The 12,431-nt window shown below is 72.2% G+C and carries 9 protein-coding genes; 5 read left to right on the top strand and 4 right to left on the bottom strand.

Annotation, left to right across the window (positions count from 1 at the left end):
- The first annotated feature begins 30 nt into the window (after nt 1–30).
- Nucleotides 31–1,749, top strand: a complete 1,719-nt coding sequence (locus ACIRSU_RS17140; protein WP_403792866.1) for an FG-GAP-like repeat-containing protein — start codon at nt 31–33, stop codon at nt 1,747–1,749.
- A gap of 59 nt (nt 1,750–1,808) precedes the next feature.
- On the opposite strand, the gene pepN is transcribed toward ACIRSU_RS17140, so the two are convergent.
- From pepN to ACIRSU_RS17160, 4 genes are all read right to left on the bottom strand, one after another.
- Nucleotides 1,809–4,385, bottom strand: a complete 2,577-nt coding sequence (pepN, locus tag ACIRSU_RS17145; RefSeq protein ID WP_403792868.1) for an aminopeptidase N — start codon at nt 4,383–4,385, stop codon at nt 1,809–1,811.
- A 153-nt stretch (nt 4,386–4,538) separates the two neighbouring features.
- A complete protein-coding gene (locus ACIRSU_RS17150) occupies nt 4,539–5,555 on the bottom strand; it encodes an aspartate-semialdehyde dehydrogenase (RefSeq protein ID WP_403792870.1) in 1,017 nt (338 codons plus the stop codon).
- A gap of 182 nt (nt 5,556–5,737) precedes the next feature.
- Complete coding sequence (locus ACIRSU_RS17155) at nt 5,738–9,067, bottom strand: S8 family serine peptidase (RefSeq protein WP_403792872.1); 3,330 nt, start codon at nt 9,065–9,067, stop codon at nt 5,738–5,740.
- A gap of 193 nt (nt 9,068–9,260) precedes the next feature.
- Nucleotides 9,261–9,803: a CGNR zinc finger domain-containing protein gene (locus ACIRSU_RS17160; RefSeq protein WP_403792874.1), complete on the bottom strand. Its 543-nt coding sequence runs from the start codon at nt 9,801–9,803 to the stop codon at nt 9,261–9,263.
- 143 nt (nt 9,804–9,946) lie between these two features.
- On the opposite strand from ACIRSU_RS17160, the gene ACIRSU_RS17165 reads away from it, so the two are divergent.
- The 4 genes from ACIRSU_RS17165 (at nt 9,947) to ACIRSU_RS17180 (ending at nt 12,340) form a co-directional block, all read left to right on the top strand.
- Complete coding sequence (locus tag ACIRSU_RS17165) at nt 9,947–10,402, top strand: VOC family protein (protein WP_403792876.1); 456 nt, start codon at nt 9,947–9,949, stop codon at nt 10,400–10,402.
- 64 nt (nt 10,403–10,466) lie between these two features.
- The gene (locus tag ACIRSU_RS17170) at nt 10,467–11,363 is read left to right on the top strand and encodes a pyridoxamine 5'-phosphate oxidase family protein (protein WP_403792878.1); all 897 of its coding nucleotides are present in this window, start codon (nt 10,467–10,469) and stop codon (nt 11,361–11,363) included.
- Nucleotides 11,360–11,866: an HPP family protein gene (locus ACIRSU_RS17175; protein WP_403792880.1), complete on the top strand. Its 507-nt coding sequence runs from the start codon at nt 11,360–11,362 to the stop codon at nt 11,864–11,866. Before ACIRSU_RS17170 ends, ACIRSU_RS17175 begins: the two co-directional genes overlap by 4 nt.
- Nucleotides 11,867–11,875: 9 nt before the next feature.
- Nucleotides 11,876–12,340 carry an NUDIX hydrolase gene (locus ACIRSU_RS17180; RefSeq protein WP_403792882.1) on the top strand — a complete coding sequence of 155 codons (465 nt, stop codon included), beginning with the start codon at nt 11,876–11,878 and terminating at the stop codon, nt 12,338–12,340.
- The last annotated feature ends 91 nt before the right edge of the window (nt 12,341–12,431 follow it).

Raw genomic sequence — 12,431 nt, forward strand, 5'->3', positions numbered from 1 at the left:
ACACCGAAAGAGATCACTACGCTCTCGGGCATGAGACTCCCGTCCCGAAGACTCCTGCCCCGAGCCGCCACCGTGCTCGCGATGCTGGCCGCCGCGGTCCTCCCGGCCGCGGCGCCGGCCGCCGCCGACACCGTGGACCCCGCCACCGCGCCGCCGGTGCGCACCATCTCGTACAACGTGTGCGGCCAGTCCACCTGCCAGAGCGCGCTCGACCTGCCGACCTGGACGGCCAAGGTCAAGGAGCAGACGCTCGCCTGGGACACCGACGCGCTGCTCCTCCAGGAGCTGTGCTTCGGCCAGTGGGCCGCGCTGCGCGACGCCCTGCCCGGCTACACCGGCGTGTGGACCTCGACCGTCAACGACTCCGCCGGCTGCGGCAAGTGGTCCACCGACCGGCGCTTCGGCCTCGGCGTCTTCGTGAAGGCGCCGGCGGTCGACCGCTACGCCGCCAACCTCACCGTCCCGGCCGGCGAGGAGGGCCGGGCCGTGCTGTGCGCCCGCGGGCCGGTCGACGGCCGCACCACGCTCGTCTGCACCACGCACCTCGCGCAGTACATCACCCCGGACAACGGCTCCTCCCAGGCCCTCGCCAAGGTCGACACCTGGGCCGCCGGGCTCCCCGTCGTCCTCGGCGGCGACTTCAACGCCGGACCGGACTACCCCGCGCTCGACCCGATACGCGCCGGACTGCCCGGCACCGGGCCGTTCGCCGAGGCCGACGAGAACGACCGCGACTGGTTCACCCAGGCATGCCTCGGTGCCGGGGCCGGCGAGTGCCGCTCGGGCGAGCCCACCACGTACGCCGGCAAGAAGTTCGACCACGTCTTCCTCAGCGCCCGCGACTTCCACACCGTCCGCGCCGACGCCCTCGAACCCGAACCGGCCGGCACCGCCCCGCTCTCCGACCACCTGCTGCTGCGCGCCGCCGGCTACCCCGAGCCGCGGCCCGGCACCGGCACCGGCGGTGACCTCACCGGCGACGGGCGGCCCGACTTCCTCGCCGTGAAGGACGACGGCAACCTGCGCCTCTACTCCGGCACCGGCGGCGGCACCCTCGCCGGCATGCGCCAGATCGGCACCGGCGGCTGGGCCGGCGCAGCGGTCAGCCACCGCGGCGACTGGACCGGCGACGGCCGCGAGGACGTCCTCGCCCGCATCGGCGACGAGCTGTGGGTCTACCCGAACACCGGCAGCGGCGAGCTCGGCACCCGCATCGCCATGGGCGGCCGCCCCACCGGCTGGACCGGCGCCACCCCGCTCGCCGCCGGCGACGTGGACGGCGACGGCCTGCCCGACGTCCTCGCCCGCAGCGCCACCGGCCTCTGGCTGCACCGCGGTGGCGCCGCCGTCGACGGCCGGTCGACCTTCGCCGCCCGCGCCGCGCTCCACATCGGGGACGCCGAGTTCGCGAACGACGACGTCCTCCTCCCCGGCGACGTCACCGGCGACGGCAAGGCCGACATCTGGGCCCGCGACCGCGCCACCGGCCGCCTCCTCCAGTACGCGAGCCAGGGCGACCAGCACCTCGCCGCCCCGGTCGAACTCACCGGCGGCCCCTGGACCGTGGCCGACCGCCGCCTCGCCGTCTCGGCCGGCGACGTCACCGGCGACGGCCTCCCCGACCTGTGGACCACCCGCACCGCCGGCACCGCCGAGAACCTCGAGTTCCTCCCCGGCACCCCGACCGGCCTCGGCACGCCGACGACGATCGGCACGGGCGGCTGGCAGTGGCTGACGAACCTGGGCTGACGCACGCATGACGAAGGGCCCCGGACGGTGAACCGTCCGGGGCCCCTGCAGTGCGGGAATCAGGCCGCGGCCGCGTCCGCCGCCTGGGCCTTCAGGGCGCGCTCCACGCCCGCGCGGCACTCCGTCACCAGTCGGCGCAGGGCCGGGACCGGGTCGTTCGCCGCGATCCAGGCGTCCGTCGCGTCCAGGGTCTCCTGGGAGACCTGCAGCGTCGGGTAGAGGCCGACCACGATCTGCTGGACGATCTCGTGGCTGCGGGTCTCGGAGACGTGCTTGATCGAGGCGAAGTACTTCGCCGTGTACGGGGCGAGCAGCTCGCGCTGGTCGGCCTGCACGAAGCCGGCGATGACCGCCTCCTGCACCGCGTTCGCCAGCTTGTCGTCCTCGACGACCGACGCCCACGCCTCGGCCTTGGCGGCCTCGGTCGGACGGGCGGCGCGGGCGGTGGCGGCGTGGCGCTCGCCGGCCGCGGTCTTGTCGCGCTCCAGCTCGGCGGCGATCTCCGCCTCCTCGAAGCGGCCGGTCGCGGCGAGCCGCTGCACGAACGCCCAGCGCAGCTCCGCGTCGACGGCCAGGCCCTCGATGGTGGCGGAGCCGTCGAGCAGCGCGGCGAGCAGGTCGAGCTCGGCGGCCTCGCGGGCGGTGTCCGCGAAGGCGTGGGCCCACGCCAGCTGGTGGTCGCTGCCGGGGGCGGCGGCGCGCAGCTGCTCCTGGGCGAAGGCGCCCCAGCGGGCCAGGCCCTCGGCCCGCCACTCCGGCGCCGCGTACAGGTCGAGGGCGACCTTGGTCTGCCGCTGGAGCGACTGGACGACGCCGATGTCGGACTCCTTGGCGATGCCGGAGAGCACCAGGGACAGGTAGTCGCGGGTGGCGAGCTCGCCGTCGCGGGTCATGTCCCAGGCCGAGGCCCAGCACAGCGCGCGCGGCAGCGACTCGGTGAAGTCGCCGAGGTGCGCGGTGACGTTCTTCAGGGACACCTCGTCGAGGCGGACCTTGGCGTACGACAGGTCGTCGTCGTTGAGCAGGACGACGGCCGGGCGCTGCTTGCCGGCCAGCTGCGGCACGGCCGTCAGCTCGGCGGCCTCGACGTCCAGCTCCAGGCGCTCGGTGCGGACCAGCTTGCCGGCCGCGTCGAGCTCGTAGAAGCCGACGGCGATCCGGTGCGGGCGCAGCACGGCCTCGCCCTTGGCGCCGGCCGGGAGCGCCGGGGCCTCCTGGCGGATGGCGAAGGAGGTGATCGCGCCGTTCTCGTCGGTCTCGATCTCGGGCCGCAGGATGTTGATGCCCGCGGTCTCCAGCCACGCCTTCGACCAGGCCTTCAGGTCACGTCCGGAGGTCTCCTCCAGGGCGCCGAGCAGGTCGGTGAGGCGGGTGTTGCCGTACGCGTGGCGCTGGAAGTACGCCTGGACGCCCTTGAAGAACTCGTCCTGGCCGACGTACGCCACCAGCTGCTTCAGGACCGAGGCGCCCTTGGCGTAGGTGATGCCGTCGAAGTTGACGAGCACGTCCTCGAGGTCGTTGATGTCGGCCATGATCGGGTGCGTGGACGGCAGCTGGTCCTGGCGGTAGGCCCAGGTCTTCTCCGAGTTGGCGAAGGTGGTCCAGGCGTTGGGCCAGCGGGTGCCCTCGACGGACGCCTGGCAGGCGACCGAGGTGAAGGTGGCGAACGACTCGTTCAGCCACAGGTCGTTCCACCACTCCATGGTGACCAGGTCGCCGAACCACATGTGCGCCAGCTCGTGCAGGATGGTCTCGGCCCGGCGCTCGTACGCCGCGTCCGTCACCTTCGAGCGGAAGACGTACTGGTCGCGGATGGTGACCGCGCCCGCGTTCTCCATCGCGCCCGCGTTGAACTCCGGCACGAACAGCTGGTCGTACTTGGCGAACGGGTAGTCGTAGGCGAACTTCTCCTGGAACCAGTCGAAGCCCTGCCGCGTGACGTCGAAGATGTGCTCGGCGTCGAGGAACTCGGCGAGCGACGGACGGCAGTAGATGCCGAGCGGCACGACCTGGCCGTTCTTGCCCTCGTACGTCGAGTGCACCGCGTGGTACGGGCCGACGATCAGGGCCGTGATGTACGTGGAGATCCGCGGCGTCGGCGCGAACTCCCACACTCCGTCCTTCGGCTCCGGGGTCGGGCTGTTGGAGATCACGGTCCAGCCCTCGGGGGCCTTCACGGTGAACTGGAAGGTCGCCTTCAGGTCGGGCTGCTCGAACGAGGCGAACACGCGACGCGCGTCCGGCACCTCGAACTGCGTGTAGAGGTACGCCTGACCGTCGACCGGGTCGACGAAGCGGTGCAGGCCCTCACCGGTGTTGGTGTACGCGCAGTCGGCGACGACCTTGAGCTCGTTGGCGCCGGCCAGCAGGCCCGCCAGCGCGATCCGCGAGTCCTGGAAGACGGCGGCGACGTCGAGGGCGTGCCCGTTGAGCACCACCTCGTGCACGGTCGGGGCGACGAGATCGATGAAGGTCTCGGCGCCGGCCTCGGCGGAATCGAAGCGGACGAGGGTGGTGGACCGGTAGGTCCCGCCCTCCTGCGCGCCGGTGAGGTCGAGGTCGACCTCGTACGCGTCCACGGTCAGCAGCTTCGCCCGCTGCTGGGCCTCTTCACGGGTCAGGTTCGTACCAGGCACCCGGTCAACTCCTCGGTTTCGTGACGTTTGGCTCATCCTTCCACGGGGTGTGTCGGCGGCGCACGGTTCATTTCCCAGGGCGAACACGCGGGGCGCACGCAAAGAACGGCGGCCACCGTGCTCGGTGGCCGCCGTTCTTCGCGCGTGGGGGGCTCAGCCTTGCAGTTCCTTCGCCACGAGCTCCGCGATCTGCACGGCGTTGAGCGCCGCGCCCTTGCGCAGGTTGTCGTTGGAGAGGAACAGCGCGAGGCCGTGCTCGACGGTCTCGTCGACGCGGATGCGGCCCACGTAGGAGGCGTCCTTGCCGGCGGCCTGGAGCGGGGTCGGGATCTCGGAGAGCTCGACGCCCTCGGCGTCCTTCAGCAGCTCGTAGGCGCGCTCGACGCTGATCGGACGCTCGAAGCGGGCGTTGACCTGGAGGGAGTGGCCGGAGAAGACCGGGACACGGACGCAGGTGCCGGAGACCTTGAGGTCCGGGATCTCCAGGATCTTGCGGGACTCGTTGCGGAGCTTCTGCTCCTCGTCGGTCTCGAAGGTGCCGTCGTCGACGATGGAGCCGGCCAGCGGGACCACGTTGAAGGCGATCGGGCGCTTGTAGACACCGGGCTCGGGGAACTCGACGGCCTCGCCGTCGAAGGCCAGCTGGTCGGCCTTCTCGGCGACCGCGCAGGCCTGGGTGCGCAGCTCCGCGACACCGGCCACGCCCGAGCCGGAGACGGCCTGGTAGGTGGTGGCGACGAGCGCGGTCAGGTCGGCCTCCTGGTGGAGCGGCTTGAGCACCGGCATGGCGGCCATGGTGGTGCAGTTCGGGTTGGCGATGATCCCCTTGGGGCGGTCCTTGATCGCGTGCGGGTTGACCTCGGAGACGACCAGCGGGACCTCGGGGTCGCGGCGCCAGGCGGAGGAGTTGTCGATCACGACGGCGCCCTGGGAGGCGACCTTCTCGGCGAGCGCCTTGGAGGTGGTGCCGCCGGCGGAGAAGAGCACGATGTCCAGGCCGGTGTAGTCGGCGGTGGCCGCGTCCTCGATCGTGACGCCGTCGACGACCTTGCCGGCGGAGCGGGCGGAGGCGAAGAGGCGCAGCTCGTCGACCGGGAAGTTCCGTTCCGCGAGGATCCTGCGCATGACCGTGCCGACCTGACCGGTGGCTCCGACGATTCCGACCTTCACGGGGACTCCTCCGTACGTAAGTGCAGGTGCTGCGGCTTCCATGATGCGTATGTCCCGGGGCGCCTTGTCCAATCGATTGTCCAAGGGCCGGACACGTCTCGGGACGGCAAAGGGGTGGGCACCGGTTCCGGTGCCCACCCCTCCTCGTGCCCCCTCGTTACGCCATGGGGGCTACGCGGGTGCTACGGGGTGACCTTCTCGATCACCACGCTGCCGGTGCCCGCGGCGGTGCCGCGCGCGTTGAGCAGCTGCACCTGGCCGAAGAACTGCCGGCCCTCGGGGGCCGGGGCGTTCACGACGACCTCGGCGGGGACCTGCGCGGTGCCGCCGTTGGCCAGCTGGACCGGGGCCGACTCGTCGACCTTCACCGAGCCGAGCGCGGACGAGTAGTACACGTCCTTGTAGTCGAACGTGGTGCCCTCGGCGGACGGCACGTTGTAGCCGTCGATGACGACGGTGTAGGTGCCGGCGGCGGGCTTGACCAGGGAGACGGACTCCTCGGAGTCGCCGTCGGCGGACTGGCCGACCTGCTGGTCGCCGAGCTTGACCGTGAGGTCGAGGTCGGCGGCCAGGTCGGAGCTGTTGCCGATGGCGATGTCGAGGCGCTCCACGCCCTCACCGATGGTGACGGTCCTGATCTGCTGCTCGTGGTGCTTGATGGTCGGGCGCTCGGTCTTCTGCGAGCCGAGCGGGCCGCCCTTCAGGCGCCCGTCGATCGCGGCGAAGCGGTTGGTGACCTTCCACTGCACGGCGGCCGGGGTGCCGACCTTCGCCTCGGGCACCGACTGGACGGCCGGGTCGAAGGCGGAGCCGAGGACGGACACGCCGAGGGTGTACGGGTTGTCCAGGTCCGGCGAGGTGCGCCGGGCCTCGACCTCGATCTCCCAGACGCCCGGGGTCGGGTCGGTGTAGGAGCGCAGGTCGGGGCGGCAGGTGTTGGCCGGGTTGTAGTGCGGGTAGCACACGGTGGACGCGGTGGACTCCAGGGCGACGCCGTACGGGTGGATGGAGATGAACCGGGTCTGGCTCTGCTCCTTCAGCCCGCCGAGCGAGACCTCCAGGGACTTGGCGCCCTTCGGCACGGTCACGAAGTACGACTTCATGCTGTTGCGCTGCACGGAGCCGGTGGCGGAGAAGCCGTAGTCCGGCGCGACCAGGTCGTTCGAGACGACGGTGGTGGCGAGGATCTGCTTGTCGACGCCCTCGGTGAAGGGGTCGTCGGCCTCCAGGATCACGCTGTGCACGCCCGTGGTGGTGGGGCGGGCCTGCAGCTGCACGGTGACCGGCTTGTTCAGCGGCAGCGCCACCCAGTCCTCGCCGAGGATGCGGAAGGTGCCGTCGTTGTACTTCAGGCCCAGCTCGTGCCAGACCGGCCGGTCCGGGCCGTTCGTGCGCGTGACGGTGACGTCGTAGACCTTCTTCTGGCCGACCTTGAGGCCGCCCTCGCGGTCGTACACACCGGTGCCGGTGTGCGGGGCCGGGAAGATCGCGGTGTCGACCGGGGCCTCGACCTTGTAGTCGTGGGCGGTCGCGCCGAACAGGATCGAGTCCCAGGCGTCCACGATGTCGATGAGGCCGGCGCCCTGCTCGTGGGCCGCGACGCCCTTGATCCGCTTGGCGGTCGAGGTGAGCGCGGTGCGCAGGGTGAGCGGGGAGAGCGCGATGTGCTTCTGCTTCGCGGCGGAGATCAGCAGCGCGCTCGCGCCCGTCGCCTGCGGCGAGGACATCGAGGTGCCGTTGAGCATGCCGTAGCCGGCCGGCAGGGTGTAGCCGGCCTCGGGGACGCCGGCGCCGGGCAGCCAGGTCGGGATGGTGTTCACGGCCGAGCCGGGGGCGGTGATCGTCGGGGTGAAGCCGCCGTCCTCGCGCGGGCCGCGCGAGGAGAAGTTGAACATGGCGTACTTCTTCTCGACGGCCGAGCCGTAGTTGGCCGCCCAGGTCGCCTGGGAGATGCCGGCGCCGACCGAGATGACCTTGTCGGCCAGGCCGGGGTCGCCGATCGTGTTGATGCCGGGACCCTCGTTGCCGGCCGAGATGACCAGCTGGACGCCGTAGGTGTCGATGAGCCGCGTGTAGAGCCGCGAGCGCACGTTGTCGCCGTCGTTCTGCGCGGGCAGGCCGCCGATCGACATGTTGACGATGTCGACGCCGCGGTTGGCGACGAGGTCGATCATGCCCTCGGTCAGCGCGGTGTTGGTGCAGCCGCCGGTCCAGGTGCAGGCACGCATGGAGACGAGCTTCGCGCCGGGCGCGGCGCCGTTCATCCTGCCGCCGAACAGGCCGTTGGCGGCGGTGATGCCGGCGACGTGGGTGCCGTGCTCGGACTCGACGAGACCGACGTTGACGAAGTCGGCCTTCTTGCCGACCCAGGTGCCGCCCAGCGGGTCCATCGGCACGTCCTTGCGGATCTGCACGACGAACGGGGTGCGCTCGACGACCTCGGTGGCCGGGTTGTCGGTGCCGAAGTAGCCGATCTGGTAGCCGTCCTTGTACGGCTTCATCGGCTCGTTGTTCGTGAAGTCGCCGTCCTGGTCGGTGTCCACGCGGACCGTGCCGGCGACCGGGTCGTACAGCATGCCGAAGCGGTCGGTGGTGTCGCCGTCCCGGTTGATGTCGCCCTTCGGGTCGCCGCCCGCGGTGACCGACTCGCTGAAGCGGCTCCACTGGTACGAGCCCTCGGGCGCCTTCCAGCTCTGGCCGCCCGCGGTGAAGACGGGGCCGGAGACCGGGGTGATCTGGGCGCGCCAGGTGCCGTCGCTCTCGGTGAGCGGGTCGGTGGCGGTGACCCAGTCGACGATCTTGCGCTCGCCGGTGGTGGTCGTCTGCAGGGCCGGGTGACCGAGGTCGACACCGGAGTCGAGGATGCCGATGGTCACGCCGCGGCCGTCGGCCTTCGGGTGCTCCTTGACGAAGTCGACCGCACCAGTCTCGAAGGACGGGTTGTACGGGTTCCTCGCCGGGGTGTCCTTGCCGGGCGCCGGGTAGGTCTGCGTGACGGTGGTGCCCTCGACGGCACCGGTGGAGCCCGAGTCCGGGGTCGGGTCGTCGAGCTTGACCTCCGCCTGGAGGTCTACCGACTGAACCGAGGAGAGCCTGGTCGCGGCCTTGATGGCGGCGTCGGCCTTCCCGGTGGGCAGGGTGGCGCGGACGTAGCCGAGCTTGTCGTCCTGGCGGCCGACGGAGGCGCCGGGCACGGCGTCGAGCTGGCCCGCGACCTGCTCGGTGGCGCCGGGCGCGGTGGCCACGAGCACGGTGACGGTCGGCTTGCCGTCGGCCTCGGCCTCGGACAGGCGCTGGGCGTCGGTCGGGCCGAGCTTGTCGGCCGGGTCGGCGGTCTTCGCCGTGGAGTTCGCCGGGACCCCGGCCGCCGGGTCGTCGACGGCCAGGACCGGGGCGGCACCGGCCGCGACGAGCGCGGTCACGAGTCCGGCGGCGGCGGCGATGCGGGCCGCGCGTCTGGTCCCGGTGGTCGAGCGCCCGGGTATGGAGCTCTGAGATTCGGGGGTGGTCATTTACATCCCTGTTTGTGAAAGATGAGGGTCCGGATTTCGGTACCGGATGACCGCTCACCTTTTCGCAAAAGGCAGGGATTTGGGGAGAGTTGCCGGGCCCGGATATGCGCGGATGGCGCACATCCGCCACCGCGCGGGATGCGTCAGTGAGGACGAACCCGCCCCAACGGGGCAGGGCTGAGGCGGCAGCGGGTCAGTGGTCCTTCGTGCGGGCGTAGTGGCGTGACGCCTTCGCCCGGTTGCCGCACGCCGCCATCGAGCACCAGCGCCGGGTGCCGTTCCGTGAGGTGTCGAAGAAGTGCAGGATGCACGCGCCGTGGGCGCACTTGCGGATCCGGTCCGGGGCGGCGCGCAGCAGGTCGAGGTAGTCACGGGCCGCGGTCCAGCCCGGCCCCCAGGTCGCGTCGGCGAACTCCGTCTCCTCGCCCGGGCCTTCGACGGTGAGCGTGGCCCGGATGCGGCCGTGGCCGAGGACCGCGTCGACCTTGGCGGTGGCCGCGGGGTCGTCGGGGCGGTCGACGAGCGCGGCGAGGGCGTCCCGTGCGGCCAGGGTGTGGCGCAGGGTGGTGGCGTCGGCGGTGAACCGCCCGTCGAGGCCGTTGGTGGCGAGCCAGACGCCGAGGCCCGCGGGGTCGGTGAGCAGGTCCTGGCGCACGCCTTCCACGTTCCAGCGGGTGTTGAGCAGGTCCAGGGAGACGGGCTCGCCGGTGAGCGGCCGCGGGTCGGAGACGGTCATGGCGGGCGTCCTCCTCGGTGACCGAACACTGACTAACCCCTCAAGAGTACGTGACCGGTTGCGCTCCCCTCGCCTAACCCTTAAAGTCAAATTGAAGGGTTAGCCCCCGGCTGGGGGCAGAACACCGCAAGAGGGGAACAGTCATGTCGTTCAACGGAACGCTCGCCGTCGGCCACATCGGCCTCAACGTCACCGACATCGAGCGCTCACTCGGCTTCTACGGGGACGTCCTCGGCTTCGAGACCCTCGGCGAAGGCAAGGACGAGGGGCGCCGCTACGCCTTCCTCGGCCAGGGCGGGAAGCTCGTCCTCACTCTGTGGCAGCAGGCCGAGGGCGGCTACGACGCCGGACGCGCCGGTCTGCACCACCTCGCCTTCCAGGCCGGCTCCGTCGACGAGGTCCGCGCCGCCGAGGCCGCCCTCGCCGCCCGGGGCGTCACCTTCGCGTACGAGGGCGTCGTCGCCCACAGGGAGGGCGCGGCGTCCGGCGGGATCTTCTTCCACGACCCGGACGGCACCCGCCTGGAGATCTCGGTCCCGGCGGGCGCGGAGGAGGCCCCGGCGCCGTCCGGAACGGCCCCGACCTGCGGCTTCTTCTAGAACCCGGACCCCCTTCCCGTACCCGCGCCCCCGCCCCCCGACGACCGGTGTCCCTGGAGGAACCATGCGCACCTACCACCAGGGCTCCCTCGCGGTCCAGGACCGCGTCGGCGTCCGCGATCTCGCCGAGCACGTGGGCCAGTCCATCGGCCCCGGCATCCGCCCCGTCGCCGCCGCCTTCCTGGAGGCGCAGCCCATGCTCGTGCTCGGCGCCGCGGACCCGGTCGGCCGGGTCTGGGCCGGCCTGCTCACGGGCAGGCCCGGCTTCGCCCGGGCCGTCGGCCCGCACACCGTCTCCGTCGTGGGCGGCATCTCCGCCCACGACCCGCTCGCCGGCGCCGTCACCGCGGAAGGCACCCCCGTCGGCACCATCGCGCTCGACCCCCGCACCCGTCGCCGCATGCGCCTCAACGGCACCGCCCATCCCAGCGGCCGCGGCTTCGTCATCGCGGCCGAGCAGGTCTTCGCCAACTGCCCGAAGTACCTCCAGAAGCGCGAGCTGTACGGCTTCGCCGAGGACCCGGGCCCGCGGGCCGGTGCCGTCCGCCACGGCACGGCGCTCACCCCCGGCCAGGAGCGCCTCGTCCGCACCGCCGACACCTTCTTCATCGCCACCGCCGCGGCCGACGGCGTGGACGCGAGCCACCGCGGCGGCAACCCCGGCTTCGTCGAGCTCGTCTCGCCCACCGAACTGACCTGGCCCGACTACCCGGGCAACGCCATGTTCCTCACCCTCGGCAACCTGGAGTCCGACGGCCGGGCGGGCCTGCTCTTCCTCGACTGGCGCACCGGCACCACCCTCCAGCTCTCCGGCTTCGCCCACGCCGAGTTCGGCCCCGGAGGCCGCACCGTCCGCTTCCGCCTGGACACCGTCGTGGAGATCCCGGGCGCCAGCCCCCTGCGCTGGTCGGCCCCCGAGTACTCCCCGGCCAATCCGCCCTTGCCGAAGGACCGCCCATGACCACCGCCCCGGCCCCCGCCCCCGTCCCCGCTGCCGCGCCCGCCCGGCCCCGGCCGCGTGTCCTGCTCGCCTCCACCGCCGTCAGTGTCACCGCCCTGCTCCTGCTCGTCGCCGTCGGCACCTTCCTCCGCGAGCCCCTGCTCATCCCGCCGCTCGCCGCGAGCATGGCCCTCGTGGCGGGCGCCCCCGACCTGCCGCTCGCCCAGCCCCGCTCCGTCCTCGGCGGCCAGCTCCTCTCCGCCCTCACCGGTTTTGCGGTCCTCGCCCTCACCGGCCCCGGCCTGTGGGGCGCCGCCCTCGCCGGCGGCCTCGCCCTCGGCGTGATGTCCGCCGCCCGCACCCCGCACTCGCCCGCCGCAGCCACCGCCGTGATCGTGGCCCTCCAGAACCCGCCGTTCTGGAACTTTCTCGCCCTGCTCGCCCTCGCCTCCCTCCTCCTCGTCGCCACCGGCCTCGCCGGTGCCCGCCTCTCCGGTCGCCGTTACCCCGCGTACTGGCTCTAACCTCGGTCCATGAAGACCGAGTTGAGGGTGGCGGCCTACGCCGTGTGTGTACGGGACGGGCAGATACTCCTGGCCCGGTGGGTGACCCGGGACGGGCGGAAGCTGTGGACGCTGCCCGGGGGCGGCATCGACCACGGGGAGCTGCCCGTCGAGGCCGTCGTCCGGGAGGTCGAGGAGGAGACCGGCCACATCGCCGAGCCCCTCGCGCTCCTCGGCATCGACTCCATCCGCCGCACCTGGCCCCGCAAGCTCGGGCCCGTCGACTGGCAGGGGCTGAGAATCATCTACGAGGCCCGGATCACGGGCGGCGAACTCCGCAACGAGCAGGGCGGATCCACCGACCTCGCCGCCTGGTACGCGCTCGACGCCGTGCCCGCCCTCGACCGGGTCGAACTCGTCGACATCGGCCTCCAGTTGTGGCGCGACCGGCCGGCCCTCGGACACTCGCCGCTCAGCGATCCGACGAACGGCTGAAAACGGCTCAACCGTCACCTGACTGCCGGAACGGGCTCAACCCGCCGCACACCTCCCGCGGTCCCCTCTCGCGAACAGCACCTCACGATCA

This window comes from Streptomyces sp. NPDC101160, from assembly GCF_044768205.1.
GTDB lineage: Bacteria > Actinomycetota > Actinomycetes > Streptomycetales > Streptomycetaceae > Streptomyces.